Raw genomic sequence first — 26,209 nt, forward strand, 5'->3', positions numbered from 1 at the left:
GGCCGGCTCCGGCAGGGGTGAAGCGTCCGTGTCGGTCACCCCCAGCGGGAGCGGCCCCGGCGGGGGTCAGGTGTCCGGGGCTGCCGGTTCCGGCAGGGGTGAAGCGTCCGAGTCGGTCACCCCCAGCGGGAGCGGCCCCGGCGGGGGCCAGGCGGTGGGCGCCGTTCCTGGCGGTAGGGGCCGGGTTCGCCGTGCTCGCCGCGCGGGCGGGGGTCAGGTGTCCGGGGCTGCCGGTTCCGCCAGGGGTGAAGCGTCCGAGTCGGTCGCCCCCAGCGGGAGCCAGGCGTCCGAGTCCGTCGCCCCCGGAGGGGGGCAGCCGCTCGGGCGGTTCTTGGCCAAGGCCGCCGCCGTCACCGCCGGACTGACGGCCGCCGGAGCGGTGTTCGGGCTGGTCCGCGACCAGACCATCGCGCACCTCTTCGGGGCCGGGCACGACAGCGACGCCTTCCTGATCGCCTGGACCGTGCCCGAGATGGCCTCGACGCTGCTCATCGAGGACGCCATGGCGCTGCTGATGGTGCCCGCCTTCAGCCACGCCCTGGCCCGGCGGGCCGCCGGCCGGTCCGCGCTCACCCGTAGGGAGGCCCGCGCGCAGGACCCCGTACGGCTCCTGGTGGGGGCGACCCTGCCGCGGCTCGTCGTGCTCCTGGCCGCCGTCGCCTCCGTGCTCGTCGTGGCCGCGCCCGCCGTCGTCGCCGTGCTCGCCCCCGGCCTGCCCGACCCCGCACTGGCCGTCGAGTGCACCCGGCTCACCGCACTGACCGTGCTCTCCTTCGGCATCGCCGGATACTTCAGCGCCGCGCTGCGCGCCCACAGGTCCTTCCTGTCGCCGGCCGCGATCTACGTCTCGTACAACGTCGGCATCATCGGCACGATGGTGGCCCTGCACACCCTGTGGGGCGTCCGGGCCGCCGCCGCGGGCGTCGCGGTCGGCGGGTTCCTGATGGTGCTCGTACAGCTGCCCGCCTTCGTCCGGAACGTGGGCTTCGGCCCGCCCCGCGCGAAGAAGACCGCCCCGCGCAGCCAGCGCGACCGGGACCGCCCCACCCTCATCGCCTTCGGGGTCATCGCCCCCGTGATCTTCTTCGCGGTCTTCCGGCAGTCGCAGGTGCTCGTCGAGAGGTTCCTGGCCGCCTCGCTCCCGCCCGGGGCGATCTCCCACCTCAACTACGCGCAGAAGGTCGCGCAGATGCCGATGGTGCTCTCGCTGATGATCTGCACCGTCACCTTCCCCGTCGTCGCCCAGGCCATGGCCGGGGGCGAGCGGGAGAAGGCCCGGCGGCGGGTGGAGCAGGACCTCGCGCTGGCCTCGCTGGCCGTCCTGATGGGCACCGCACTCGTCATCGGCTACGCGCCCCAGATCATCCAGGTCCTCTTCGAACGCGGCGCCTTCACCCACGAGGACACCCTCGCCACCGCCTCCGTCATGCGGGTCTACGGACTCGGACTCCTCGGCCACTGCCTCGTCGGCGCACTGTCCCGGCCCTTCTTCTCGACCGCCCGGCCCACCTGGTTCCCGGCGTTCGCGATGGGTGCCGGACTGCTCGTCAACGTCGTGGCCGGAGCCTTCGCCGTCGGCTGGTGGGGCACGTACGGCATCGCCGCCGCCAACGCCGCCGGCATCTCCACCACCGCCGTCCTGCTGCTCACCGGCCTCGGCTCCCGGATCATCGCCATCCAGGTCCGCCGGGTCGCCGTCAGCATCGGCCGGCTCGGCGTCGCCGCCGTCGCCGCGGCCGCCACCGGCTGGATCGCCGGCCCGAAGATCCCCGACCCGATGCTCAGCGCCGCCCTCGGCTGCCTGCTGGTCCCGGCCATGTTCGGAGCCACCGGCATGGCCATACGCGCCCTCGAAGTCACCGCCCTACCCGGTCAGATCTCCCAGCTCACGCAGAGGTTCCGCAATGTCCGCTGACACCGACACGGCCCCCGCCGCCGTGGTGGTCCCCACCCGCCGGACCGCTTCCCCGTGGGTCCTGATGTACCACTCGGTCGCCGAGTTCACCGACCCCTCGGAGGACCCGTACGGCATCACCGTCACGCCGCTCGCCCTGGAGGCCCAACTGCTGTGGCTGCGCTCCCGCGGCCTGCGCGGAGTATCCGTCGGCGAACTGCTGCGGGCCCGCGCGGCCGGCCGCGGAGCCGGGCTGGTCGGGCTGACGTTCGACGACGGGTACACCGACTTCCTGACGCATGCGCTCCCGCTGCTGAGCCGCTACGACTGCACCTCCACCCTCTTCGTGCTGCCCGGGCGGCTCGGCGTGGACAACGTGTGGGACCCGCTGGGCCCGCGCAAGTCCCTGCTCACCGCCGAGGGCATCCGCGAAGCGGCCGACGCCGGACAGGAGATCGGCTCGCACGGACTGCTCCACCAGGACCTCCCCGCGACCGCGGACGACGTGCTCCAGCAGGAACTGCGGGGCAGCCGCGACCTGTTGCGCGAGTTGACCGGCACCCTGCCCGAGGGCTTCTGCTACCCGTACGGGCACCTCGACGCCCGGGTCGTCGCCGCCACCCGGGCCGCCGGCTACGGCTACGCCTGCGCCATCGACCCCGGTCGGCTCGCCGGCCCGCACGCACTGCCGCGCACGCACGTCAGCCAGGCCGACGGCGGCGCCCGGCTGCGGATCAAGCAGCTCCGCCACCAGGTGCGCGAGCTGCGGCGCGGGGTGCAGCGATGAAGACGCACGAGTCGGTCAAGGCACTGCACATCATCACCGGGCTCGGCGTCGGCGGCGCCGAACAGCAACTGCGGCTGCTGCTGCGCCACATGCCGATGCAGTGCGACGTGCTGACCCTGACCAACCCCGGGCCGGTGGCCGAGGGGCTGCGCGCCGACGGGGTCCGGGTCGTCCACCTGGGCATGCGGGGCAACCGGGACCTGGGGGCGCTGCCCCGGCTGGTGCGGTTCATCCGGCGCGGCCGGTACGACCTCGTGCACACGCACCTGTACCGGGCCTGTGTCTACGGGCGCCTCGCGGCCCGGCTCGCGGGCACCGGAGCGACCGTGGCCACCGAACACTCCCTCGGCGACGGCGAGATCGAGGGCAGGCCGCTCTCGAGCGGGGTGCGCACGCTGTACCTGGCCAGTGAACGCCTGGGTGCGGCCACCGTGGCCGTCTCCGACACCGTGGCCGCCCGGCTGGAGGGGTGGGGGGTGCCGGCCGCGCGGGTACACGTCGTACCGAACGGGATCGAAGCCGTCCGCTTCCGCTTCGACGAGGGCGTCCGGCGGGCCACCCGGGCTCGCACCGGGCTGCCCGAGCGGGCCTTCGTGGTCGGCGGGGTCGGCCGGCTGGTCCCCGGCAAGCGGTTCGACGTCCTGGTGCGGGCCGTGGCCGCGCTACCGGGGGCGCATCTGCTGCTGGCCGGGGACGGGCCGGAGCGGGCGCGGCTGCGCCGGCTGGCCGCCGAGCTCGGCGCACAGAGCCGGATCCACCTGCTGGGGGAGCGGGATCCGCTGGGCGACAGCGCGGACGGCCGCACCCCGGGCATTCCGGCCCTGCTGGCCGCCATGGACGTCTTCGTCTCCCCGTCGCGGGAAGAGGCCTTCGGGCTCGCCGTCGTGGAAGCCCTGGCCGCCGGACTCCCCGTCCTGCACGTGACCTGCCCGGCCATCGACGACCTGCCCGCCGCACAGGCCCCCGGGGCCCGGCGCATCGGCACCGGCACGGAGGAACTCGTCGCGGCGCTGCGGGGCCACATGGAGGCGGGCGCGCGCAGGCTGCCCCCGCCGGCGGTGGTCCGCCGCTACGACATCGCCCGCAGCGCGCGGCAGCTGCTGGACGTGTACGACCTCGCCCTCTCGGCCGCGCCGGGCGGCGCCGGGACGGCCCGGGGCCGTGCCGGCGCCGACCCGGAGCCGGGCGCGGTCGGCGGCGCCGCCGTCGTCGGTGCCCGGCGCGAGCCGGTCGGGCCCGGACCGGCGGAGCCGACCGGCACCGGCTGATCCCTCCCCTGCCCGAAGGGGTCCCGACGGGCCCCGAAGGAACTCCCCTCCACCCAGGAAGCGAGCACGTCCATGGCCGACACGTCCGAGAAGCACCCCGAAAAGAACCCCGAGAAGCACCCCGACAAGAAGACCGAGAAGAAGTCCGAGAAGAAGGCCGGGAGCAGGTCCGAGCGGAAGGCGGACCACCGCTCCGAACGCAGGCCGCGCCGCCGGAAGCCGTCGGCGCCGCCGTGGTGGCCGCTGCCCGCCTGCGCCCTGCTGGGACTGGCCGCGGGCGGGGCGTACGGGGTGCTCAAGGCCCCCGAGTACGCCGCCACCAGCTATGTCGTCGCCGTACCCGACGACACCACCGAGCCGGCCACCGCCCTCGGCTTCGCCCAGGCCTACGCCCGCATCGCGACCAGCAGTTCCACCCTCGCCTATGCCCAGCCGCGGGCCGGCGTCAGCGCGGCGAAGCTGCGTACCCAGGTACGGGCCGAGACCTCCCCCGAGTCCCCGATGATCGCCGTCACGGGCACCTCCAAGAGCCCCGCCGAGGCCGCTGATATCGCGAACGCCGTCGCCGACGCCCTGTCCCTGAGCAGCAATCAGGCCGCCAAGAACACCGGTGTCCAGCTGCTCCTCTTCAACCAGGCGGTCGCCCCGTCCGAGCCCGCCTCCCCGTCCGCCGCCCTCAGCGGCGCCGTCGGGTCGTGCGCCGGCGGACTGCTGGGCGGCCTGTGGCTGCTCGCCCGGCCGGGCCGAGCGCGGCGTTCCGAGGACAGCACGGCCGGGTCCGCTGCCGGGTCCGCTGCCGGCTCCTCGGGCGGGTCCCCGGTGGAGACGGCCGCCCCGTCCCCGGTCGAGGAGTACGCCTCGCTCCCCGCCCAGGGCGAGCCGGTCTCGGTCAAGGAGAAGGAGTCCGTTCGATGAGTTCGGGCTCCGCCGGGGCCCTGTCGGTGACGCTGTGCCGCGACCCCCGGCAGTTCGCCGCGCTGGAGGAGTCCTGGAACAGGCTCTTCCGCGGCTGCCCCACCGCCACCCCCTTCCAGAGCCACGCCTGGCTCCACTCCTGGTGGCTGTCGTACGGCAAGGACGGCCGGCTCCGGATCGTCCTCGTCCGGCGCGGCGAGGAGCTGGTCGGCGCGGCCGCGTTGATGCTCGTACACCGGCCGATGCCCCTGCTGGTGCCGATCGGCGGACCCATCACCGACTACTTCGACGTGCTCGTGGCCGCGGAGCACGCCGACCGGGTCGTCCCGGCGCTGGCCCGCGGGCTGCACCGGGCCGCCCGCGGCGCCGTCGTGGACCTGCGGGAGGTACGTCCCGGGGCCGCCGCCGAGGAGCTGTACCGGCAGTGGCCCGGGGTCTCCAGCATGCTCGCCGACTCCACCTGCATGGAGCTGCCGACGCTGCCGTTCGACGAACTGGTCAAGCGGATGCCGGCCTCCGGCGCCCAGCGGGTGCGGGCCAAGCTGCGCAAGACCGACGCGGCCGGGATCGAGGAGCACGAGGTCACCGAGCAGGAAGTGCCGCGCGCCGTACGGACCCTGCTGCGCCTGCACGAGAAGCAGTGGCGCGGCCGCGGAGTGACGCCCGAGCACCTGCGGCCCCGCTTCGCCGAGCACCTGACCCGGGCCACGCGGCGGATGGTGCGGGCCGGGGAGAGCCGACTGACGGAGTTCCGGCTGGATGGCAAGGTGGTCGCGGCCAACGTCACGCTGCTGTCGTCCGGGCTCAGCGGCGGCTACCTGTACGGGGCCGACCCCGACCTGCGGACGCGGAAGGTGGACGTCGCGACGCTGCTGCTGCGCCACGAGGCCCGGCGGGCGCTCGCCGAGGGCCGGCCGGTGGTGAGCTTCCTGCGCGGCAACGAGCCGTACAAGAACCACTGGCGGCCCGAAACGGTCGTCAACCGGCGTTTCCTGCTGTCCACGGCGGCGCTCGCGCCCCTGCTGCGCGTACACGAGTCGCAGGTCACGGGGCGCGAATGGGCGGTGGACGTACTGCGGGAGGTAATGCCGGCCGCCAGGGACTGGCGGGCGCGGCTCAACGAACTGCGGGTGCGATGACCCGTCTAGAAGGGCCAGAAGCTGGATTCCTTGCCGAAGTCCAGCTTGATGCAGACCGACTGCTTGCCGACCAGCTTGGAGAGCCACTCGCCGAAGTTGAGCGGCACGCACCAGTGCTTGCTGTTGACCGGCGGCGACGGCGTGGGCTGCGGCAGGGGCTTCGGCGACGTGGGCTCGGGCTTCGGCGTGACCGGGCTCGGCGTGAGCGGGCTCGGGGCGACGGGGCTCGGCGTGACCGGGCTCGGGGCGACCGGCGAGGGTGCCGGGACCTGGGGCGTCGGGGCGACCGGCGAGGGCCGGGGGATGGGCTCGGGATCCGGGTCGGTGTCGGGGTCGGGGACCTCGGGCGTCGGGACGAGCGGGCTCGGGGCGACGGGGCTCGGCGTGACCGGGCTCGGGACGAGCGGGCTGGGGGTGGCCGGCGGCGGGGTCTGCGGGCTCGGGACCACCGGTGTGGGCGTCGGGACCTCGGGCTTCGGGACCACCGGTGTGGGCGTCGGGACCTCGGGCTTCGGGACCACCGGTGTGGGCGTCGGGACCTCCGGCTTCGGGACCTGGGGTGTGGGCACCTGCGGGGTCGGGACCTGCGGGGTCGGCACGACCGGCGTGGGCACCACGGGGGTCGGCACGACCGGCGTGGGCACCACGGGGGTCGGGACCACCGGGGTGGGCACCACGGGCGTGGGCACCACCGGGGTCGGGACCACCGGGCCGGGCCGCTCGGGCGTCAGCGCGTCGCGGAAGGCCTTGGAGGACTCCGGGTTCTGCTTGCACTGCCACACGCCGTGCGGGCAGTAGTCGGTGATGGTGTGGTAGAGCGGCTTGTGCTCCGCGATCCACTTCAGCATGCTCCGCATGTACTCCGCATTGTCCCCGCGCCGGAACAGCCCCCACTCCGGGTAGGAGATCGGCTTGCCGTGTGCTTTCGCGAAGTCGACCTGGTGCTGGAGTCCGTACGGCTGGGTGATCTGGTCGTCGAACGTCCGGCCGGGACCCTGGTCGTACGAGTCCATCCCGATGACGTCGACCACGTCGTCGCCGGGGTAGCACTTCGTCCAGCCGATCGCGTCCGCACCCCGGTTCGGGGCGAAGTCGAACCTGAACTCCTGCCCGGGTACCGCGCGCATCGTGGTGACGATGCGCTTCCAGTACGCCTTCCAGTTCTCCGGGTCCGGTGCGCACCGGTGGGTGTACGTGACGCCGTTCATCTCCCAGCCGAGCACGATCACCGTGTCCGGGACGCCCAGCTCGACCAGCCGCTCGGCGAGCCGCTGGAAGTGCCGGTCGTACTGGCCCGCCGCGCCCGCCCTGATCAGCTGGGCCACCCGGTAGTCGGGCACCCGGTCCTCGTTCCGTTCCTGCATGGGCACGTTGAGGACGAACAGCCGGTCGTCCTTGGCCCGGCGCCACGCGGCCCAGTTCTCCAGGAACGAGACCCTGCCCTCGATGCCGGCCCACTTGTCGCCGGGGAGATAGGTGTGCCCGACCCGGATCTTCTTGCCGCCCAGCCAGTTCGACAGGTACGGGATCCGGGCCACCCCGGGCGGCCCGTAGTCGAGATAGGCGCCCATGGCGATGTCGGAGCCCTCGGGCCGGTCCTTCTCGGGCGTCGCGAGCGTGGCACCGGTGGCCAGCAGTCCGGCCGTGACCGTACCGATGCAGGTGCTCGCCAGTCGGCGGCGTGGTCTGGGCATGGCGTCTCCCGAGCTTTCCTGAATCGGTGTGCTTTCCACAGACGTTAGGCATCAGATCTGACGAATGGCCTGTCCGGTGACTGCCGCGTAGGCCATTAGCAGGTGCGCACCACCCCCGCTTGGTCCGACTAGGTGAAAGACGCCGCTCCATGCCCGCGTATCTCAACCATGTGCCCGCCGTTGTGCTCAGACTCGATCGGAATCCGTTCCACCACGGAACCCTCGGCGCCGTCAGATCCCTTGGCCGCAAGGGCGTGGAGGTCCATGCCGTCGTCGAGTCCGGGGGAGGTCCCATGGGGCGCTCGCGCTATCTGCGCGCCGTGCATCCCGGGCCCGCGGGCGGGTTGGACCCCGAGGCGCCCGAGGCGCTGCTGGAGTGCCTGACCGGGGTGTCGGAACGGATCGGCCGCCCGGCCGTGCTCATCGCCATGGACGACCTCAGCGCGATCGCCGTGTCGCGGGTCGCGCCGATGCTCCGCGAGCGCTTCCGGATCCCCCATCAGCCCGACAACCTGCCCGCGCGGGTGGCCGACAAGGCCGAGCTGTCGCGGCTCTGCGCGCGGTGGGACGTACCGCACCCGGAGACCGTGATCCCGGCGAGCGGGGCCGAGGCGGCCGAGGCGGCCTGGCGGCTCGGCCTGCCGGTGATCGCCAAGTGGAGCAGGCCCTGGCTGCTGCCGATCGGGGCCGACGGGCTGCGCAGCACCACGCTCCTGCGCACCACTGCCGAGGCGCGCCGGCTCTACGAGCGCTCCGCCGAGGCCGGGAGCAGGCTGCTGCTCCAACGGTTCCTGCCGGCCGGTCCGGACACGGACTGGTTCTTCCACGGCGCCTTCGCGCGGGGCGGGCGTCCGCTGCTCGCGGGCTCGGGCCGCAAGGAGTTGTCCTGGCCGGTGCGGACGGGGCTGACGGCCGTGGGGCGTTGGCTGCCGGATCCGGCGGTGGAGGAGGCGGGGCTGCGGCTCGCCGAACGGCTGGGCTACCAGGGGATCCTGGACCTGGACTTCCGCCGCGACGAGCTGGGCTGCTTCCGCCTCGTGGACTTCAACCCCCGGCCGGGCGCGCAGTTCCGGCTCTTCGCGGACTCGGCCGGGCTGGACGTCGTACGGGCGATGTACCTGGACCTGACGGGTCAGCAGGTCCCGCAGCCTTCGGGCGGACCGGGGCGGGTGTTCGTCGCGGAGAACTACGCGCTGCTGGCGAGGGTCCGGGGCGGGTCGATGCCGCGCCGCCCGGCGGCGGTGCCCGTGGATCCGGCCGGGCCGGCGGGGGCGTCCGCGTCCTCGGGACCGGGCCAGGGCCAGGGCCAGGGCCAGGGCCAGAGCAAGGAGTCGGCCCCGCAGCGGTCCCCGAAGCGGTCCGCCGAGCGGGCGGGCGTCGAGACGGCCTGGTTCGCCGCCGACGATCCGCTGCCGTTCGTGGCGATGCTCGGCGCCCTGCTGGGGCGGGGCGCGGGCAAGGGGGTACGGGCGCTGCGCGGGGTTCCGGAGCAGGGCCGCCGCACGGCGCTCGCGGTCGTCCGCGCGCCCCGGCAGCGCGTCCGGAACGAGGAGCCCGCCGGGTCCGCAGCGCCGGCCTCCCGGCCCGTTCCGCCGGAGGCCCCGGCCGAGCCGGACGAGCTGGTGTCCCGTTGACCATGACCGTCACGGCGGGCCGGGCCGGGCCGGTGACCATCGAGCTGGAGGAGCGGCGTTGACGCGGATCGACGATCTCGTGGTGATCGGTGCGGGCCCGTACGGGCTGTCGATCGCCGCCCATGCGGCGGCAGCGGGGCTCGACGTGCGGCTGCTGGGGCGGCCCATGGCCTCGTGGCGCGACCACATGCCCGGCGGCATGTACCTGAAGTCGGAGCCCTGGTCGTCCAACCTGTCCGCGCCGGACGGGCGGCACACCCTGGCCGACTACTGCGCCACCCTCGGCATGCGCGCGGAACACGGCACTCCGTTGCCGATCGGCACGTTCAGCGCGTACGGGATGTGGTTCGCCCGGCAGGCCGCGCCCGAGGTGGAGGAGGTGACCGTCCTGGAGGTGACCCCGCAGGGCGACGGCTTCCGGGTGCGCACCGCCGAGGGACCGCCCCTGCTCGCCCGTGCGGTGGCCCTCGCGGTCGGGGTGATGCCCTTCGTCCGCCACCCCGAGGCGCTGGCGGACCTCCCGCCCGCGCACTACTCGCACAGCAGCGGCCACCGGGACCTGAGTCGGTTCGCGGGCCAGGAGGTCGTCGTGCTCGGGGCCGGGCAGGCGGCCCTGGAGACCGCGGCGCTGCTGGCCGAGCAGGGCGCCCTGCCCCGCCTGGTCGCCCGGCGCTCCCGGCTGAACTGGAACACCGTCCCGCAGCCCCTGGACCGGCCCCCGCTGCGGGCCCTGCGCGATCCCCACAGCGGTCTCGGCACCGGCTGGCGCAGCTGGGTGTGGTCCGAGCTGCCCTGGGCGGTGCGCCGGCTGCCCGCGCCCACCCGGGAGCGGATCGCGGCGACGGCGCTGGGTCCGGCCGGTGCCTGGTGGTTGCGGGACCGCTTCGAGCGGCGCGTTCCCGTCCTGCTCGGGCACCAGCTGCACCGGGCGGTGGCGGTGGGCGAGCGGACCCGGCTCGGGCTGACCACCCGGGCGGGGGAATCCGTGGTGCTGGACACCGCGCACGTCATCGCGGCCACCGGGTTCGTTCCGGAGCTGGCCCGCCTCGAACTGCTCGACGCGAGGCTGCGGGCGTCGCTGGAGACCGTGGGGGAGAGCGGGGCGCCGGAGCTGAGTGCCGGGTTCGAGTCCTCGTGGCCCGGACTGTTCTTCGCGGGGCTGCTGACGGCTCCCTCATTCGGCCCTTCCATGCGATTCGTACACGGCGCGGGCTTCACGGCGGGGAGACTGGTGAGAGGAGTCCGCAAGCGCCTCGGTGCCCGGGGTCCGCGGCCGGGTTCCCCCGGTGTCGTCCGGCCGGGCCGGGCGGCCACCCCCGGGCCGCTTCCGGGGGTACCCCCAGGGCATCCGAAGACGTATCTGCGGTGAGATCCGCGGAGAGAGGGGTCCGTGATGAGCTCGGAGCGAGCGCAGGGCCGGGGCTGGGTGCGCATTCCCGCCAGCCGCGGGGAACAGCCCGCCGGTCGGGCCCGGGCCGCCGGGTACGACCGCGCCCCGTACGCGGGCCCGTACGCCGGGCCGTACGCGGGCCCGTACGCGACGGCCTCCCACGCCGACCAGCCCACGATCTACCTCTCCCTGGTCAAGCGCTGGAGGGAGGCCGGGCGCACCCTTCCGGGGCATCCTGACGAGGAGTGGGAGCGGCTGATCTCCCAGCCGTGCTGGCCCGGCCGTTAGGTGGTGTGGAACGTGGCAGCGGCGGAGCGTGACGGACCCGAGCCGGTCCGGCGGTCCCCCGTGACCGTGCCCGGGGAGCGGTTCGCGCTCAACGGCATGGGCAGTCTCGAATGGGACCTGGGTGCCGGGACGGTGGTGCTGGACGAGGCCGCGATGGAGGTCTTCGACCTCGGGCCGGGGGAGTTCGACGGCACCGTTCCCGGGGTCGGGCGGCGCATCCCGTCCGCGGACGGGCTCCGGCTGACCCGGATCGTCGAAGGCGTCCTGGCGGACGGCGGGGACACGTACGGCGCGTACTTCACGGTGAAGCGGCGCGACGGGCGCGACCAGTGGACGCACACCTCGGGCCGGGTGCTCCGGGACGGCGCCGGGCAGCCCGAGCGGATCGTGGGGATCGTCCGGGACGCGACCGCCGAGCTTGCCCACGCCACGCTGCTGCGCAAGCTGGAGGCGGCGCGCGCCCAGCAGACGACGATCGTGCAGCGGACCACGGAGGCTCTGTCGCGGGCGGTGACGGTCGACGACGTCACGGCCGCGCTGACCGGGGCGGGCGCGCTGGAACGACTCGGTGCGGACGGGCTGGCCCTGGGGCTGGTCGAGGGCGGCACCATCAAGATCATCGCGCTGAGCGGGGAGTCCCTGGAGATCCTCAGCGAGCGCCGGTTCACCCGGCTGGACGGTTCGCTGCCGCTGTCGCACGTGGTGCTCACCCGGCAGGCACGTTTCGTCACCTCCCTCGCCGACCTCGGCGGCGAGTTCCCGCTCCTCGCGGACTACCTGAACCGGATCCGGTACGACGCCGCCGCCTACCTGCCGCTGATCGCGCAGGCCAAGGCCATCGGCGGGCTGGTCCTCTTCTACCGGCGGCGCACCGAGTTCAGCCCGGAGGAGCGCAACCTCTGCCTGGGCCTCGCGGGCATCGTGGCCCAGTCCCTCCAGCGGGCCCTCCTCTTCGACCAGGAGCGGGAGTTCGCGACCGGCCTCCAGGCCGCCATGCTGCCGCGCCGGATCCCGGAGATCAGCGGCGGGGAGATCGCGGTCCGCTACCACGCCGCCTGGAGCGGGCGGGAGGTCGGCGGAGACTGGTACGACGTGATCGCGCTGCCCCGCGACCGCGTGGGCGTCGTGGTGGGCGACGTCCAGGGCCACGACACGCACGCGGCGGCGATCATGGGCCAGCTGCGGATCGCGCTGCGGGCGTACGCGGGGGAGGGGCATCCGCCGTCCACGGTGCTGGCCCGGGCCTCACGCTTCCTCGCCGAGTTGGACACCGAGCGCTTCGCCACCTGCATGTACGCCCAGGTGGACCTGGAGACGGGCGGTGTACGGGCGGTCCGTGCGGGTCACCTCGGACCGCTGATCCGGCACACGGACGGGCGTACGGGCTGGCCCAAGGTGCGCGGCGGCCTGCCCCTCGGGCTGGCCTCGTTCTTCGAGTACGAGGAGTTCCCCGAGACCCGGCTGGACCTGGTGCCCGGGGAGACCCTGGTGCTGTGCACGGACGGCCTGGTGGAGGAGCCGGGCACCACCATCACCGCCGGGATGGACGCCCTCGCCCAGGCCGTGCGCAGCGGCCCCCAGGGGGCCGCTGCCCTCGCCGACCACCTCTCCGACCGGCTCTGGGAGCGCTGGGGTTCCGGGGACGACGTGGCCCTGCTGGTGCTGCGGCGGGCCCCCGACCCGGGAACCCACCGGGCGCCGCGCATCCACCAGTACGTCCACCAGGCGGACCCGGAGGGCCTCTCGGAGGCCCGTTACGCCCTGCGCCAGGCGCTGCGCGACTGGGGCATGCCGGAGCTCGCCGACGACGTGGAGCTGGCGGCCGGGGAGCTGCTGGTCAACGCGCTGCTGCACACCGACGGCGGGGCGGTGCTGACGATGGAGGTGCTGCCGGAGCCGGTCCGGCGGATCCGGCTGTGGGTGAAGGACCGCTCCAGCGTGTGGCCGCGCCGGCGCACCCCGGGCGAGGCGGCCACCACGGGGCGCGGGCTGCTGCTGGTGGACGCGCTGGCCACGCACTGGGGCGTGGAGTCCCGGGGCGACGGCAAGGCGGTGTGGTGCGAGTTCGACGCCGGCGGCAGCCCCCGGAGCGCGCGGTGAGCGCCCGGACACGCCGAGTTGTGGGCGGCGGGAGCCGGGGCGATGATGCCGACCATGGAACGGAACGGACTGTGCGCAGGCTGAGCAAGGGTGCCGTGACCGGCATCCTCGCTGCGCTCCTGCTGGCCGCCGGAGTGCCGACGGTCGTGGACTGGACGACGGGACGGCCGCACGCGGACCCCGGGTGCCAGGCGGTGGCCTTCATGTCGATGACGGGCGTCGCGCCCGAGTGCCGGTCCCGGTAGCGGCGGCTACCGGGAGGCGTCAGGGCCGCGCACGGGCTTCAGTGCTTGCGGACCTCGACGTCCTGCCTGTCCTGGGCGACCGTGGCGACCGACCTCGGCATCAGGCCCGAGAGCTGGACCTCCTGGAGCTCGACGGTGACCACGGCGCGGCCCGGGTGCACGTTCACCCAGCGGCCCGGGGCCGTGGCCACCCACCGGCGCTCCGTGCCGTCGCAGACGGGCTGCTCCGCGCCGATGCTCAGCCGGCCGCCCCCGTGCTCGACGGTCGCCTTGATCTGCATCGCCCCCGTGGGTGAAGCCTGCTCGCAGTGGTACGACCCGGAAAGGGTGACGGAGCCGTCCTTGGCGACGTAGGCGTCACGGTGTACGGAAATCCCTTGATTGAAAACCGTGGCGCCGGCCGGAGCGGTGAAAAGCGTGGTGACGGCCAGTGCGGAGAAGGCCGTCAGGGCCATTCGGCGGGCGGGGATGGGCATTCTTCCTCCAGGTGCAGCGGATGGCGGGATTCCACCGGAACGCATTGTGCTGGCAGGCGGGCGTACGCACCTGCTCCGCGCGCTCGTGTCGTTGTGCGCAATTACCTGCCCGGGCGCGTGAAACTGGCCGCAATACGTCCCCGAAGGGATCTCGCATGCGCCAGCCCGCCCGCCCCCTGCCCGTCCTCGCCCTCCTCTCGGTCCTGCTGTTCGGTGCCACCGCCTGTCAGGGCGCCGCGGAGCCGGACGCACGCGCGCCCGCCGCGCCGTCGACGGTCGTGGTGGACGACGGGGTACCGGGCGCGGCACGGGCCCCCGTACGTCCCGGTGCGAAGGACGCCCCTGTGGGTGGCACCGCACGGCTGCACGGCAGGCAGCTCGGCCAGCACCTCCAGGTCGTGCTCAGGGCCTTCGTGGACCCGGCCATCAGCGTGGACAAGAAGTTCGCCCCGCCCGCCGGGAAGCGCTGGGTGGCCGCCTCGATGTCCTTCGTCAACGTGGGAGGGGCCTCGTACGGGGCGCTCGGACGCATGTGGGCGCACGACGGCGCGGGGCGCCGTCACCCGGTGGTGAAGACCGGCGAGCTGACGACCGGCAAACCGATCGTCTTCGATTCCCTGGAGGTCGGTGAGCGGGCCGAAGGGTGGGTGGTGTTCGAAATCCCAGAAAGCGTGCGCATTGTGCGGCTCCAGTACCAGGACGCGAACGCACAGGCGAATTCCGGAGAGGGATACTGGGCCGTCTAGCCCGCCCGGGTGAAGGGCCGTGAAAGGCTCGTCGAAGAGACCACTAGGGTGCGCGCATGACTTCTACTCAAGCCGAAATCGACCGGTCCCAGCTCGGCACCCTTTCGGTGCTCGCCTGGATCGGAGACCCCGAAGAGGCGCACGACATCCCGTACCTCCTCGCCTACACCCTCGGCGACGGACCGCAGGGCCGGGAGGCCGGCGAGGCGGCCGCCCGCGGGCTGCTGGAGGAGATCGGCCTGCCCATCGGCGACGTGGTCATGGACGGCACCCTCAAGGCGGCCACCTTCCCGGTGCAGATCCTGCTCGAGGGCAACCAGATCGCGCTCACCCTGCCCGGGATGAACGCGCGCTGCACCGCCCCCGACGAGTGGGTCGCCGCGGCGGACGAGAGCGGGCAGGCGTACTTCCTCTTCGCCACCCGTGCCTGGCCCGAGGCGGTCCCGGGCCAGCCGGTCGCGCCCGAGACCCTGCAGGCCTTCGCGGGCGACGAGTCCGTGCTCACCAGCAGCGCCCACTGCGTCCTCGCCGTACGGCGCGTGCAGCGGTAGCCACAGACCGGGTGCCGCCGCCACCCGCTCCGGCCGCCGGGCCCCCAGCTCGCCCGGTGGCCGGTCCCGCTTCACCCGGCGCCCCGGTCAGGGCCGTTCGAAGGCGAACCGCAGCGAGCGGACCCGGTTGTCGAAGTTCGACCCCGCCAGGTCCGGCAGACCCACCGCGCGCAGTCCGACCGGCCGGGTCAGCAGCTCACGGAAGAGGGCCTTCATCTCCACCCGGGCCAGGTGCGCGCCCAGGCAGAAGTGCGGGCCGCCGCCGCCGAACCCCAGGTGCGGATTGGGCGAGCGGGTGATGACGAAGGTGTCCGGGTCGGGGAAGACCGCCTCGTCGCGGTTGGCGGAGGCGTAGTAGAGGACCACCTTGTCGCCCGGCCGGAACACGTGCCCGTCCATGGTGTGCTCGGCCGCCACGGTCCGGCGGAACTGGATGATGGGCGTCGAGTGCCGGATCATCTCGTCCACCGCCCCGTCCGCGTACTTCTCGAAGTCCGAGAGCAGCAGGTCCCGCTGGTCCGGATGGTCGGTCAGCAGGGACAGCCCGTGGGTGATCGCGTTCCGGGTGGTCTCCACCCCGGCGACCATCAACAGGGAGAAGAAGGCGCCGAGCTGGCGGGCCCCGAGGGCCTGGCCGTCGACGTTCGCGCACACCAGCGCCGAGATTAGGTCGTCGGTGGGGTGCTTGCGCCGCTCCCGCCCGATGCCCGCCACCATCCGCTGCATCCGGGCGAGCGCGCGCAGCCCGCGCCCGGGCATCCGCAGCCGGGAGGCCAGGCCCCGCTCCACACCGATGTTCTCGGAGGCGTGGTTGACGCGGTCGGCGATCTCGGCCCGGTAGTGCTCGGGGATGCCCATCATGTTGCAGATGACCTCCAGGGGCAGCCGTGAGGCCACGGCCGAGACGAACTCGTCGGGCTGATCGGCCAGTACGTCGTCCACGATCCGGGCGGCCACGGCGTGGATGTCCGCTTCGGCGGCCGCCAGCAGGCGGGGCGTGAAGGCGCGCTGCACGATCTTGCGCAGCTGGGCGTGGTCGGGGCCGTCCAGATTGACCATCGAGTCCCCGAACAGGGCCCGCACCCAGCGGGCCGGCTCGGGGGTGGTCACGCCGGGCGCACTGGCGAAGACCTTGGGCAGGCGGCTGGCCTCCTGCACCTGGGCGTGGCGGACGAGGGCCCAGTGGCCGCGCCCGGAACCTTCGGGGACGAACACCGGACCCTCGGCGGCCCGCAGCCGGGCGAAGGCCGCGAGTCGGTGGGCGGGGGGCTGCTGCCAGAAGCCTGGCTCGGCCAGCTCCCTGCCGGGGTCGGTGCCGTGGCGTTGTGCCGGGAGTGTCATGGCAGGGCCTCCAGTCGGTGCGCGTCGTTCTGCGCTGGAGAACGGCGGCGGGGGTGCGGGAGTGACGGTTCGACGGGGCGCGGGTGCGCGGGTGCGCGTGCGCGGGTGCGTGCGGGCGCGGGCGGCCGGGAGCGTCAGACGGCGGCGCCGGTGGCCGCACCGGCCCGGGTGGACAGGGTGAGGCCGACCGCCACCGTCAGCACCCCGACGAAGCCCGCCCACAGGACGGCGTACGGCCCCGACCAGGTGCAGGCGAGCATCACGAGCGCGGACACCGGCAGGACCAGCTGCTGGGCGAGGCCGCGCTTGAAGTGGCGGGAGTGCAGCAGCCACACCATCAGCAGGAACAGCGCGGTCGGGACGGTGACGGCGGCGTTCGCGGCGACCTGGGAGATGTGCGCCTTGCCCACCGCGTGCTCGACCGCGACCTCGATGCCGGCGCCGATCGCCGCGCCCGAAAGGAAGATCAGCAGGTGCCCGTAACCCCATGGGATGGCCTCGCGGTTGGAGTTCAGGTGCTCGTGCATCGGTACGGCGAAGTAGATCCACCACGCGGCGAAGACGATCAGCAACCCGCCCGCCGCGATGGGCAGCAGCTGGTCCAGCGCCTCGTGCTCGTCGATCGCGGACTTGACCGCCACCGTGGCCGCGGCGATCGTCTCGCCGAGCACGATGATGGTGAACAGGCCGTACCGCTCCACGATGTGGCGCGCGTGCCAGGGCGTCTGGTGCCCGCGCTCGGCGATCACCGGAACCCCCAGCTCGGCGACGAGCAGGACGAAGAACAGCCAGCGCTTGAGGTCGTCCGGGACGAACAGCAGCCCGATCCAGCCCAGCTGGCAGATCACCAGCCCGGCCGCGTACTTCAGTGCCGAAGCCCGGGCCTCGCCCTGCTCCCCGGAGGCGGCCCGCAGCCACTGCGCCGTCAGGGCGCCGCGCATGATGATGTAGCCGGTGACCGCGACCGCCCAGTCGTTGTCGTCGAAGGCCCGGCTCACCCCGGCCGCGTACACGAGCACACCGGCGATCTGCACGAGCGTCGCGATCCGGTACGGGACGTCGTCCACGTCGTACGCCGAGGCGAACCAGGTGAAGTTCATCCAGGCCCACCACACGCCGAAGAAGACGAAGAAGTAGCCGACCACCCCGGCACCGGGATGGCCCTCCGCGAGCGAGTGCACCAGCCGGGCGCCGGCCTGGGCGATGGCGACGACGAAGCAGAGGTCGAAGAACAGCTCCAGCGGAGTGGCGGCACGATGGAGCTCGTCGGGGCTGCGTGCCGTCATGGGGGAGTAGGCCATACCGGCCAGGAGACCAGAGGCGGGCACCTCGGGCAGGGCGGACGCGCGGCCCGTGCGGGCCGTGTGCCCCGGGCGGATGCGAGGTGCGGTCCGCGGCCCCGGAACGGTCGCGGACGGGGGCGGGCGCCGTCACCGGACCCCCGTCGGCCTCCGTGCCCCGTGCCCGGCGGTGTGCCGGTGGTCCCGCGCCCGCCCCGGAGCCGGGCCGTTCGGCAGGCCAGGCCCGGGGGACCGAGTCGGGGCGGGGGCCGGGGCGGGGGCGGCCGTACCCTGGAGGCATGAGCAGCGCCCCCACCCCCGACCCGCAGGCCTCGCGTACTGCCCCCGAGGCCGACCAGCCGCGGCCGAAGCCCAGGCTGGTCTTCGACGACCCCCTGGACCAGCAGTCCTCGGACGACACCGACCGCGGCTGGGGCGAGCGGCCGCCCGCCGGCGGAAGCGCGGCCGACCTGGCCCGCTTCCTCGACGAGAAGCCCCCGCACCACGTCTGACCGGCCGGGGCGGCCGGAGCGGCCGGAGCGGTCAGAAACCGTTGCGCGGACTGGTGGGAGCCGTGCCACCACCGCGCTGTGCGACCAGGGCGTCCCGGATCTCCTTCAAGAGCTCCAGCTCGGTGATCTCGACGACCTCCTGGACGCCTTCCTTGGCCTTGCGCCGGGCCTCCTGCTTGGCGAGGTACTTCGACATCGGCAGCACCATCAGGAAGTACACGACCGCGGCGGTGATGACGAAGGTCAGCGTTGCGTTCAGCACCGAGCCCCAGAGGATCTCCACACCCGTCGGCTGGCCGTCCGGGCCGATGGCGCACGGAGCCTTGAGGCAGGACTTGTAGCCCTCCAGGCTCTTGGTGCCGACCGCGCCCACCACCGGGCTGATTATCCCCTTGACCACCGAGTTCACGATGTTCGTGAAGGCGGCGCCGATGACCACGGCCACCGCCAGGTCGACCACATTGCCGCGCATCAGGAAGGCCTTGAAGCCTGCCAGCACGCTCTCCTTCTTCTTCTCGCTCACGACTGAGCCTCTCTTCACATCTGCCGAACACGGAGCCAACGGTTCCGAAAGCTACGGCAGTCCGGGCGCGGCATGTCCAATCGGCCCCCACCTCGAGGTGAATTGACTGACCGCGTGTGCGAATCAACACAACGTCACCGCCAGTCGCGTCGTGGCTCCCGCACCCACGAGATCCCGCGCCGTGTCCCGCGGAACGGACAACACCACCAGCGCCCCACCGTCCCCAACACCCTTGTCGGGATCGGGAACTTCGGCGACCAGCGCCCCCGCGGCCACCACCCTCGGCGGCCCGGTGCGCTCCGCCGCGACCACGTCCACCCGGTCCCCGGGCCGCAGCAGCCGCACCGTCGCCGCGTCCGCGATGCGCACGGGCGCCGACACCCTCCGCACCGCAGCGGGTGGCGCCGCACGCTGAGCGGCCCGCACTTCGGGCCGCGCGGCGCCCCGCGAGGCCTGCGCATCCGTCCCGCCCACCGCCACGGCAGCCGCCACGACGGCCAGCGCGGCCGAGGCGGCCCGCCGCCGTCGTCGCACGGCCCGGCGCAGCCGGTCCCCGCCGCGCCCCACGCGGAGCGGCGGGAACGGCGGGACCGGGCGCGCGGGGGGACATGCGGAGGACGTCGCGCACGCGGCGGGAGCAGCAGAAGCGGAGTGGGCAGAGCGGGTGGAGCGGGCAGAGCGGGCAGAGGAGGCGGAGGGAGTGGAGGAAGCGGAACAGGCCGAAGGGGCCGCGGAAGTACGGGACATGACGAACACCACCAGACCGAGTGAGTTGCTGTGCCCGGACCCGGCGCCCGGACACACCTCACGATCCGGCCTCCCGGGGAATCCCGTCGGAGCCTGTGGACGATCCCCAGCCTGTGGACAACCCCGTCACCCGCACGAGTCAGCCCGCAGCGGCCCGCACCCTCCCCAGCGCAGCCACCGGGTCCGCAGCCCGGGTGACGGACCGGCCCACCACCACGTGCGAGGCCCCGGCCGCGAAGGCGGCCCGCGGCGTCCCCGGCCGGGCGTGCCCGCCCACCGCGCCCTCCGGCTCCAGGACCACCCCCGGCGTGACGATCAGCCGGTCCGGCCCCAGGAGTCCGCGCAGCACCCCCGCCTCCCGCGGCGAGGCGATGACCCCGTCACAGCCCGCGCCCACGGCCAGCCGGGCCAGCCGCAGCACCTGCTCCTCGGTGTCCGCGGCGACACCGATGTCCGCGAGGTCGCTCCCGGTCATGCTGGTGACCACCGTCAGCGCGAGCACCCGCAGCCGCGGGAACTCCCGCGCCGCCTCCACCGCCGCGGACATGATCCCCGTACCGCCCATGCCGTGCACGGTCACCATGGACGCGCCCAGCGCGCCCGCGGCCCGGACCGCTCCGGCGACGGAGTTCGGGATCTCGAAGAGCTTCAGGTCGAGGAAGACCTCGCGGTCAGCAGCTCCAGGCCGATCTTGTAGGAGCCGCACGCGTCGCCGAGGCGCTCGACGAGCGCCTCGGCGGCCCGGCGGTCGTCGAAGTCCAGGGCGACGATGACCCTGCGGTCCGCGGAGGAAAGGTCGGTGTTCACGCCGCCATTGTCGAGGTCACCGCCCGGCCGGGACCTGGCAGGACTCCGCGAAGCCCTGACTCGTCAGGCCGAAGGCGCTGTTGACGCGCGAGCGCCAGTTCTCCAGCGCGACCATCGCGGTGAGTTCGACGAACGCCTCCTCGCCGAGCCGCGCGATCAGCTCCCGCGCGAGCTCGTCCGTGACCGCCGGCTCGGTCTCCGTCATGGCCTCGGCGTACTCCATGACCAGCAGTTCCAGCTCGGTGAACACCTCACGGGCCTCCCGCCACTGCGGCACCCGCTCGATCTTCTCCGTCGGCACGCCCAGCTCGTGGCCCTCCCAGTAGCCGAAGTCCATGCACCACGAGCAGTTGATGCGGGCCGCCGCCGCCATCACGGCGAGATGCTTCAGTCCGGCGTCGAGCGCGTTCCACTTCGCCACGCTCCGCTCCAGCCGGACGTAGGAGAGGAGCACGCGCGCGTTGTGACCGTAGGCCTGCCCGGGGTCGAGCACCTTGCCGTAGGTACGGCGCGAGTACCAGGCTCCGATCCGCATGAGCAGGGTGCGGGGCGGGGTGAGCGAGATACGCGGCATGACAGTCATCTCCCTGGCCGGGGCGGTCTTCGTTTCCGCCGTCACCAGACAGGACCGGACGGCCGCGCCGAATGTGACGGCCGCCGGGCCCTTTTCTACGCGTTTCTACGCGCCTTCTTCGCCGGGCGCCGCGGGCGCGATCCCGAGCGCGCCGAGGAGCCGCTCCGCGAGGTCCTCCGCGAAGGCCTCGGAACCGGTGAGGGCGGCCCGCACCCCCTCCGGGTCGGCGGTCAGCCCGCCCGCGGCCGCCCAGTCGCGGGCCCCCACCAGGGCCGCCTGGACGGGGAACCGGTCGACGGGTATCTCGTAGTCCTCGGCCGTCTCCCGGTTGAGCAGCGCCTTCCAGCCGCCCCCGGCGAAGGTGGCGCCCTCGACGAAGCCGACATCGCTGTCGAGGTAGGCCACCGTGAGCACCGGCGCCCCCGTCCGCCGCGCGAGTGCCGCCGCGGCGCCGCCCGGCTGGTCGGCGCAGTACACGGCCGACCAGCCACCACCCAGGTCCGCGTCCACGTCGACGCCGTCGAACCCGGCCTCCGCCGCGAACTCACGCAGCTCCGTCACCGTGGCGCGCGCCACGGCCATCCCGCCCGAATCTCCCATGCGCGCAGGCTAGGGGCCGCCACTGACAACCCGGCCGGGTCGCCGCCAGTAGGGGCTACGGGAGCTCGATGCCCAGGTCCCACCCGTCGTGCGCGTGCGTGCACAGGCAGGCCCGGGTCTCCGTGGCCGGCAGGGCCGCCACCGCGTCGAAGAGGACCTCGCGCAGCCGCCCGACGTTCTCGCCGAACACCTTCAGGACCTCGGTGTGGGAGACGCCCTCGCCGGTCTCCGCGCCCGCGTCCAGGTCCGTGACCAGGGCCATCGAGGTGTAGCAGAGCCCCAGCTCACGGGCGAGGACCGCCTCCGGGTGGCCGGTCATGCCGACCACCGACCAGCCCGCCGCAGCGTGCCACCGCGACTCGGCGCGCGTCGAGAAGCGGGGTCCCTCGATGACGACCATGGTGCCGCCGTCCACCGGCTCCCAGTCCCGCCCGCGGGCCGCCGCCAGCGCCACGGACCGGCCCACCGGGCAGTACGGGTCGGCGAAGGTGGTGTGCACGACGTTCGGAACAGACCCGTCCGGCAGCGGCTCGCCGTCGAAGAAGGTCTGGGCGCGGGCCTTCGTACGGTCGACCAGCTGGTCGGGAACGAGCAGCGTGCCCGGCCCGTACTCGGCCCGCAGACCGCCGACCGCGCACGGGCCCAGCACCTGGCGGACGCCGACCGAGCGCAGGGCCCACAGGTTGGCCCGGTAGTTGATCTTGTGCGGCGGGACGGTGTGGCTGCGTCCGTGCCGGGGCAGGAAGGCCACCTGGCGCCCGGCCAGCTCACCCACGTAAAGGGAGTCGCTCGGGGGTCCGTACGGGGTCTCCACCTGGATCTCGGAGACGTCCTCCAGGAAGGAGTAGAAGCCCGAGCCGCCGATGACACCGATCTCTGCGTTCACCATGCGGTCCACCCTAAGGCCCTGCCGTGGGCATGCCGAAGGCCCCGCTGCCGGCTGGGGCTGCGGGGCCTTCGGGGGAAGCGATCAGGCGGCCGACGTGGAGCTGCTGCTCGACGAACTCGACGACGTCGAGGAGGACGAGGCGGCAGGAGCGGCGGCAGCGGTCGACGTCGAGGACGACGAGGAGCTGGACGACGACTTCGAGGCAGGGGTGCTGCTCGACGACGCGCCACGGCTGTCGTTCCGGTAGAAACCGGAGCCCTTGAAGACGATGCCGACCGCGGAGAACACCTTCTTCAGGCGTCCGTCGCAGCTCGGGCACACGGTCAGTGCGTCATCGGTGAACTTCTGCACGGCCTCAAGGCCCTCACCGCACTCGGTGCACTGGTACTGGTAGGTCGGCACGAATTTCCTCCTGGCACTCTGACTCAATGAGTGCTAACGACGCTCCATGGTGACGTATTCCGGCGGATCAGTCCACCGTCACCGGCACGCGGTGACCCATCCCACGCTCGTTCACCCGGTTACGGGAGGCCGTCGAGGGGGTGGTGCGGCCGGTCGCCTGGGCCGTCGCCGGGGCCGTCGGCTCCGTCTTCACGGGGGCCGCGGGCGCGTCCTCCTGCGCGGAGGCGTTCACGATCCGGCCCGGGCCCTTCGGGGCGAGCCTCGCGCGCAGCGCCAGCAGGGCGGTCAGTGCGAGGGCCGTGGCACCCATGGGCACCAGGAAGCCGAACGAGGATCCGTGCGCGTCCGTCAGGCGGCCGGCCAGGATGACGGCGATGGCCTGACCGAAGGCGATCGAGCCGGTCAGCCAGGTGAAGGCCTCGGTCCGCGCATTGGCGGGGATCAGCTGCTCGACCATCGTGTAGCCGGTGATCAGCGCCGGGGCGATGCACAGGCCGACGACCAGGCCGAGCGCGCCCAGCAGGATCATCGAGTTCGCCGCCCACAGGACGGAGGCGGCGGCGGTGAGGCCGATGTAGCCCAGGATCAGCCGGCGACGCGGGCCGATCTTCCAGGCGATGGCGCCCATGGCGATACCGGCGATCATGTTGCCGGCGGCGAAGACTCCGTAGAGCAGGCCGTTGGCGCCGGGGTTGCCCATCTCGTTGGAGAAGGCGGCGAGCGAGACCTGCATGCCGCCGAAGACGGCGCCGATCCCGAGGAAGGCGAAGATCAGGACGCGCAGGCCGGGGAACGACAGCGCGAAGGCGCGCTTCTCGCCGGTGACCGACGGGGCGTGCGTCTTGGGCTGGCTGGCCCGCTGGGCCGCGAAGAGCAGGCCGCCGAGCAGGGTCAGCGCGGCCTCGGTGACCAGGCCGGCAGCCGGGTGGACGCCGGTGCACAGCGCGGTCGCCAGCACCGGGCCGACGACGAAGGTGAACTCGTCGGTGACGGACTCGAAGGCGGCGGCCGTCGGCAGCAGCGGCGAGCCCTCCAGCGTGGCGGCCCAGCGCGCCCGGACCATCGGGCCGACCTGCGGCACCGAGGCACCGGTGGGTACGGCGGCCAGCGCCAGCGCCCAGACCGGCGCGTCCAGCAGCGCGAGCGCGGCCAGACCGGTGACGGCGGCGGAGTGCGCGAGGACCACGGGCAGCAGGACGGCGGTCTGGCCGAAGCGGTCGGTGAAGATGCCCATCAGGGGGGCGGACAGCGCCATGGAGATGCCGGTGACGGCGGCGACGATGCCGGCGCTGCCGTAGGAACCGGTGGTGTGCTGGACCAGCAGCAGGATGCTGATCGTCAGCATGCCGAAGGGGAGTCGTGCTGCGAAGCCGGGGAGTACGAAGCCGAGGGCGCCGGGAGTGCGCAGGAGCTGCCCGTAGCCGGGGCGGGCGGACGTGTCGGACGTGACCGCGGATGTCACGGCCTTGCCTTTCCGCTGCCTGGTAGAGCGTCCCCGTCTGCGGACGGTGCTTCGCCTTGTGAGCGGCCGCACCCGTACATGTGGGAGCCCCGAGAGCTGTCCTCTTGCGCAGAACCGAGTGATACCTGGGCGCCCACTTCGGGGTGGTGCCACGGCCGCTTTGCGGTCGCGCCAGCTCTGCGTCAGGCAGAGTTGGTTCGATCTGGTGTGCCTTCATCGTACAGGGAAAGCCACTACCACCCCCTGTGAATTCGGTGACAGGGGGTGTCTTCACCTGGGATTAACGGCCGCTTCGTATGTAAAGAGCCCGGGAAAACAGGCAAAAGCTGGCATATCTCAGTCAAGTCGGCCGAATGAGAACGACGCTCTCACACCCCTCCGGCGGCGCCCTAGCGCGAAACGGGCCCGCCCGTGCCCAGCCACCCCGCGAGCTTGCCGCCCCGGGCCACCGCCCGCAGCCGGGCCTCCGCCGCGTCCCGCACCGGATCCGTGGCCACCACCAGCAGCTCGTCCCCGTGCCGCAGCACGGTCGACGGTGCCGGTACGAAGCTCTTCGCGTCCCGGACCACCAGTGTGACCGACGCTCCCGGCGGCAGCCGCAGCTCGCTCACCTCCACGCCGTGCATCCGCGAGGCCGGCGGGATGGAGAAGGAGAGCAGGTGCCCGCGCAGCTTTTCCAGCGGCGCCGATTCGATCCCGAGGTCGAGGGCGCCCTCGTCCCCGTTCCCGAGGTTCAGCTTGCGCGCGAGCCAGGGCAGGGTCGGCCCCTGCACCAGGGTGTAGACGACGACCAGCACGAAGACGATGTTGAAGACGCGGTCGCTGCCCTCGATCCCGGACACCATCGGGATGGTCGCCAGGATGATGGGCACGGCCCCGCGCAGGCCCGCCCACGACATCAGCACCTGCTCCTGCCAGGAGATCCGGAAGGGCAGCAGGCTGATGAAGACCTCCAGGGGGCGCGCCACCATCGTCAGCACCAGCCCGATGACCACGGCGGGCCAGAAGTCGCGGACCAGCTCGTGCGGGGTGACCAGCAGGCCCAGCAGCACGAACATGCCGATCTGGGCGATCCAGCCGAGCCCGTCCGCGAAGCCCCGAGTGGCGGGCCAGTGCGGAAGCTTCGCGTTCCCGAGCACCATCGCCGCCAGGTACACCGCAAGGAAGCCGGAGCCGTGCGCGATGGCACCGGCCGCGTACGCCACGATGGCGATGGCCATCACGGCGATCGGGTAGAGGCCGGAGGCGGGCAGCGCCACGTGCCGCAGCCCGTACGCGCCCAGGAAGCCCACGGTCAGGCCGATCGCGGCGCCGATCGCCAGCTCCAGGGCGATCTTGCCGATCAGGACGTACCACTCGTCCACCGGGCCGACGGTCGAGAAGGCCACCACCAGGATCACGACGGGTGCGTCGTTGAAACCGGACTCGGCCTCCAGGACGCCGGTGATCCGGGCGGGCAGCGGCACCTTGCGCAGCACCGAGAAGACGGCCGCCGCGTCGGTCGAGGAGACGACCGCGCCGATCAGCAGGGCCTGGCGCCAGTCCAGTCCGACCAGGTAATGCGCTCCCGCCGCCGTCACGCCCACGCTGACCGCTACGCCCACCAGTGACAGCATGACCGCGGCCGGCAGCGCCGGCTTGATCTCTTTCCACTTGGTGCCCAGACCACCCTCGGCGAGGATCACGACGAGCGCGGCATACCCGATGACCTGGGTCAGCTCGGCGTTGTCGAACGCGACGTCACCGATGCCGTCCTGGCCTATGGCGATGCCTATGCCGAGGTAGATGAGCAGGCTGGGGAGGCCGCTGCGTGAAGAGATGCGTACCGCCGCCACGGCGACGAGCAGCACGAGCGAGCAGACCAGCAGGAGCTCATTGAGCGTGTGGACAGTCAGCGGGCGGCCCTCCTCAATGCGCCCGGTGGATCGATCCTCCCGGCGACAAG

The 26,209-nt window shown here is 73.3% G+C and carries 26 protein-coding genes and 1 pseudogene; 13 read left to right on the top strand and 14 right to left on the bottom strand.

Annotated features, from left to right (window positions below):
• Nucleotides 1-217 precede the first annotated feature (217 nt).
• The 5 genes from murJ to OG594_RS05005 all read left to right on the top strand — a co-directional run bounded on the left by murJ (nt 218) and on the right by OG594_RS05005 (nt 6,003).
• Entirely contained in the window at nt 218-1,915 is a 1,698-nt protein-coding gene (gene murJ / locus OG594_RS04985) for a murein biosynthesis integral membrane protein MurJ (protein WP_266595545.1), read from the top strand.
• On the top strand, nt 1,905-2,681 hold the full coding sequence (locus OG594_RS04990; protein WP_266595547.1) for a polysaccharide deacetylase family protein: 777 nt from the start codon (nt 1,905-1,907) through the stop codon (nt 2,679-2,681). The genes murJ and OG594_RS04990 overlap by 11 nt, the downstream gene beginning before the upstream one ends.
• Nucleotides 2,678-3,949, top strand: a complete 1,272-nt coding sequence (locus OG594_RS04995; RefSeq protein ID WP_266595549.1) for a glycosyltransferase — start codon at nt 2,678-2,680, stop codon at nt 3,947-3,949. Before OG594_RS04990 ends, OG594_RS04995 begins: the two co-directional genes overlap by 4 nt.
• Before the next feature lie 72 nt (nt 3,950-4,021).
• A complete protein-coding gene (locus OG594_RS05000; RefSeq protein WP_266595551.1) occupies nt 4,022-4,864 on the top strand; it encodes a lipopolysaccharide biosynthesis protein in 843 nt (280 codons plus the stop codon).
• Nucleotides 4,861-6,003: a GNAT family N-acetyltransferase gene (locus OG594_RS05005; RefSeq protein ID WP_266595553.1), complete on the top strand. Its 1,143-nt coding sequence runs from the start codon at nt 4,861-4,863 to the stop codon at nt 6,001-6,003. Before OG594_RS05000 ends, OG594_RS05005 begins: the two co-directional genes overlap by 4 nt.
• Nucleotides 6,004-6,665: 662 nt before the next feature.
• Here the strand turns inward: OG594_RS05005 and OG594_RS05010 are convergent.
• A pseudogene (locus OG594_RS05010) lies at nt 6,666-7,697 on the bottom strand (glycoside hydrolase family 26 protein); the annotation flags it as partial.
• A 149-nt stretch (nt 7,698-7,846) separates the two neighbouring features.
• Between OG594_RS05010 and OG594_RS05015 the strand changes: the two are divergent.
• From OG594_RS05015 to OG594_RS05035, 5 genes are all read left to right on the top strand, one after another.
• A complete protein-coding gene (locus OG594_RS05015; RefSeq protein ID WP_266595555.1) occupies nt 7,847-9,331 on the top strand; it encodes an ATP-grasp domain-containing protein in 1,485 nt (494 codons plus the stop codon).
• A 67-nt stretch (nt 9,332-9,398) separates the two neighbouring features.
• Nucleotides 9,399-10,700 carry an NAD(P)-binding domain-containing protein gene (locus OG594_RS05020; protein WP_266602614.1) on the top strand — a complete coding sequence of 434 codons (1,302 nt, stop codon included), beginning with the start codon at nt 9,399-9,401 and terminating at the stop codon, nt 10,698-10,700.
• Between the two features lie 24 nt (nt 10,701-10,724).
• Nucleotides 10,725-11,009, top strand: coding sequence for a hypothetical protein (locus OG594_RS05025; protein WP_266595557.1), 285 nt, complete (start codon nt 10,725-10,727; stop codon nt 11,007-11,009).
• 60 nt (nt 11,010-11,069) lie between these two features.
• The gene (locus tag OG594_RS05030; RefSeq protein WP_266602616.1) at nt 11,070-13,109 is read left to right on the top strand and encodes a SpoIIE family protein phosphatase; all 2,040 of its coding nucleotides are present in this window, start codon (nt 11,070-11,072) and stop codon (nt 13,107-13,109) included.
• 71 nt (nt 13,110-13,180) lie between these two features.
• Nucleotides 13,181-13,354 (top strand): hypothetical protein, encoded by a 174-nt coding sequence (locus tag OG594_RS05035; protein WP_167344716.1) that lies wholly within the window; start codon nt 13,181-13,183, stop codon nt 13,352-13,354.
• Between the two features lie 38 nt (nt 13,355-13,392).
• Here OG594_RS05035 and OG594_RS05040 read toward each other — a convergent pair whose 3' ends face one another.
• Nucleotides 13,393-13,830, bottom strand: a complete 438-nt coding sequence (locus OG594_RS05040) for a DUF6299 family protein (protein ID WP_266595560.1) — start codon at nt 13,828-13,830, stop codon at nt 13,393-13,395.
• Nucleotides 13,831-13,985: 155 nt separating this feature from the next.
• Here OG594_RS05040 and OG594_RS05045 point away from each other — a divergent pair, with 155 nt between their 5' ends.
• Together OG594_RS05045 and OG594_RS05050 are read left to right on the top strand one after the other, a co-directional pair.
• On the top strand, nt 13,986-14,576 hold the full coding sequence (locus OG594_RS05045; protein ID WP_266595562.1) for a hypothetical protein: 591 nt from the start codon (nt 13,986-13,988) through the stop codon (nt 14,574-14,576).
• Between the two features lie 56 nt (nt 14,577-14,632).
• Entirely contained in the window at nt 14,633-15,127 is a 495-nt protein-coding gene (locus OG594_RS05050) for a DUF5949 family protein (RefSeq protein ID WP_030009737.1), read from the top strand.
• Between the two features lie 87 nt (nt 15,128-15,214).
• Here OG594_RS05050 and OG594_RS05055 read toward each other — a convergent pair whose 3' ends face one another.
• Both OG594_RS05055 and OG594_RS05060 read right to left on the bottom strand, forming a co-directional pair.
• Nucleotides 15,215-16,468: a cytochrome P450 gene (locus OG594_RS05055; protein WP_266595565.1), complete on the bottom strand. Its 1,254-nt coding sequence runs from the start codon at nt 16,466-16,468 to the stop codon at nt 15,215-15,217.
• Nucleotides 16,469-16,602: 134 nt separating this feature from the next.
• Complete coding sequence (locus OG594_RS05060) at nt 16,603-17,769, bottom strand: low temperature requirement protein A (protein WP_266595567.1); 1,167 nt, start codon at nt 17,767-17,769, stop codon at nt 16,603-16,605.
• A gap of 278 nt (nt 17,770-18,047) precedes the next feature.
• Between OG594_RS05060 and OG594_RS05065 the strand changes: the two genes are divergently transcribed.
• Entirely contained in the window at nt 18,048-18,260 is a 213-nt protein-coding gene (locus tag OG594_RS05065) for a hypothetical protein (protein ID WP_266595569.1), read from the top strand.
• A 31-nt stretch (nt 18,261-18,291) separates the two neighbouring features.
• Here the strand turns inward: OG594_RS05065 and mscL are convergent, their stop codons facing one another.
• The 10 genes from mscL to OG594_RS05115 all read right to left on the bottom strand — a co-directional run bounded on the left by mscL (nt 18,292) and on the right by OG594_RS05115 (nt 26,177).
• Nucleotides 18,292-18,783, bottom strand: a complete 492-nt coding sequence (mscL, locus tag OG594_RS05070) for a large conductance mechanosensitive channel protein MscL (RefSeq protein WP_266595571.1) — start codon at nt 18,781-18,783, stop codon at nt 18,292-18,294.
• A 123-nt stretch (nt 18,784-18,906) separates the two neighbouring features.
• Nucleotides 18,907-19,350: a hypothetical protein gene (locus OG594_RS05075; RefSeq protein WP_266595573.1), complete on the bottom strand. Its 444-nt coding sequence runs from the start codon at nt 19,348-19,350 to the stop codon at nt 18,907-18,909.
• Between the two features lie 319 nt (nt 19,351-19,669).
• Nucleotides 19,670-20,236, bottom strand: coding sequence for an orotidine-5'-phosphate decarboxylase (pyrF, locus tag OG594_RS05080; protein WP_266595575.1), 567 nt, complete (start codon nt 20,234-20,236; stop codon nt 19,670-19,672).
• Nucleotides 20,179-20,337 carry a hypothetical protein gene (locus tag OG594_RS05085; RefSeq protein ID WP_266595577.1) on the bottom strand — a complete coding sequence of 53 codons (159 nt, stop codon included), beginning with the start codon at nt 20,335-20,337 and terminating at the stop codon, nt 20,179-20,181. The genes pyrF and OG594_RS05085 overlap by 58 nt, the downstream gene beginning before the upstream one ends.
• Nucleotides 20,338-20,353: 16 nt before the next feature.
• Entirely contained in the window at nt 20,354-20,911 is a 558-nt protein-coding gene (locus tag OG594_RS05090; protein ID WP_266595579.1) for a carboxymuconolactone decarboxylase family protein, read from the bottom strand.
• Between the two features lie 105 nt (nt 20,912-21,016).
• Nucleotides 21,017-21,511, bottom strand: coding sequence for a hypothetical protein (locus OG594_RS05095; protein WP_266595581.1), 495 nt, complete (start codon nt 21,509-21,511; stop codon nt 21,017-21,019).
• Nucleotides 21,512-21,566: 55 nt separating this feature from the next.
• The gene (locus OG594_RS05100; protein ID WP_030009687.1) at nt 21,567-22,400 is read right to left on the bottom strand and encodes an S-methyl-5'-thioadenosine phosphorylase; all 834 of its coding nucleotides are present in this window, start codon (nt 22,398-22,400) and stop codon (nt 21,567-21,569) included.
• A gap of 81 nt (nt 22,401-22,481) precedes the next feature.
• Nucleotides 22,482-22,802 (bottom strand): FmdB family zinc ribbon protein, encoded by a 321-nt coding sequence (locus OG594_RS05105; RefSeq protein ID WP_266595585.1) that lies wholly within the window; start codon nt 22,800-22,802, stop codon nt 22,482-22,484.
• 67 nt (nt 22,803-22,869) lie between these two features.
• The gene (locus OG594_RS05110; RefSeq protein ID WP_266595587.1) at nt 22,870-24,264 is read right to left on the bottom strand and encodes an MFS transporter; all 1,395 of its coding nucleotides are present in this window, start codon (nt 24,262-24,264) and stop codon (nt 22,870-22,872) included.
• A 389-nt stretch (nt 24,265-24,653) separates the two neighbouring features.
• The gene (locus OG594_RS05115; protein ID WP_266602618.1) at nt 24,654-26,177 is read right to left on the bottom strand and encodes a potassium/proton antiporter; all 1,524 of its coding nucleotides are present in this window, start codon (nt 26,175-26,177) and stop codon (nt 24,654-24,656) included.
• Between the last annotated feature and the right edge of the window lie 32 nt (nt 26,178-26,209).

The sequence above is a fragment of the Streptomyces sp. NBC_01214 genome, assembly GCF_026340975.1.
In the GTDB taxonomy this organism is placed as follows: Bacteria; Actinomycetota; Actinomycetes; order Streptomycetales; family Streptomycetaceae; genus Streptomyces.

Excerpts from the sequence above, each read along its gene's own strand:
- OG594_RS04990 (WP_266595547.1), top strand. The coding sequence starts at position 1,905 with ATGTCCGCTGACACCGACACGGCCCCCGCCGCCGTGGTGGTCCCCACC.
- OG594_RS04995 (WP_266595549.1), top strand. The coding sequence starts at position 2,678 with ATGAAGACGCACGAGTCGGTCAAGGCACTGCACATCATCACCGGGCTC.
- OG594_RS05000 (WP_266595551.1), top strand. The coding sequence starts at position 4,022 with ATGGCCGACACGTCCGAGAAGCACCCCGAAAAGAACCCCGAGAAGCAC.
- OG594_RS05005 (WP_266595553.1), top strand. The coding sequence starts at position 4,861 with ATGAGTTCGGGCTCCGCCGGGGCCCTGTCGGTGACGCTGTGCCGCGAC.
- OG594_RS05015 (WP_266595555.1), top strand. The coding sequence starts at position 7,847 with ATGCCCGCGTATCTCAACCATGTGCCCGCCGTTGTGCTCAGACTCGAT.
- OG594_RS05025 (WP_266595557.1), top strand. The coding sequence starts at position 10,725 with ATGAGCTCGGAGCGAGCGCAGGGCCGGGGCTGGGTGCGCATTCCCGCC.
- OG594_RS05040 (WP_266595560.1), bottom strand. The coding sequence starts at position 13,830 with ATGCCCATCCCCGCCCGCCGAATGGCCCTGACGGCCTTCTCCGCACTG.
- OG594_RS05045 (WP_266595562.1), top strand. The coding sequence starts at position 13,986 with ATGCGCCAGCCCGCCCGCCCCCTGCCCGTCCTCGCCCTCCTCTCGGTC.
- OG594_RS05050 (WP_030009737.1), top strand. The coding sequence starts at position 14,633 with ATGACTTCTACTCAAGCCGAAATCGACCGGTCCCAGCTCGGCACCCTT.
- OG594_RS05055 (WP_266595565.1), bottom strand. The coding sequence starts at position 16,468 with ATGACACTCCCGGCACAACGCCACGGCACCGACCCCGGCAGGGAGCTG.
- OG594_RS05060 (WP_266595567.1), bottom strand. The coding sequence starts at position 17,769 with ATGGCCTACTCCCCCATGACGGCACGCAGCCCCGACGAGCTCCATCGT.
- OG594_RS05065 (WP_266595569.1), top strand. The coding sequence starts at position 18,048 with ATGAGCAGCGCCCCCACCCCCGACCCGCAGGCCTCGCGTACTGCCCCC.
- OG594_RS05090 (WP_266595579.1), bottom strand. The coding sequence starts at position 20,911 with ATGCCGCGTATCTCGCTCACCCCGCCCCGCACCCTGCTCATGCGGATC.
- OG594_RS05095 (WP_266595581.1), bottom strand. The coding sequence starts at position 21,511 with ATGGGAGATTCGGGCGGGATGGCCGTGGCGCGCGCCACGGTGACGGAG.
- OG594_RS05100 (WP_030009687.1), bottom strand. The coding sequence starts at position 22,400 with ATGGTGAACGCAGAGATCGGTGTCATCGGCGGCTCGGGCTTCTACTCC.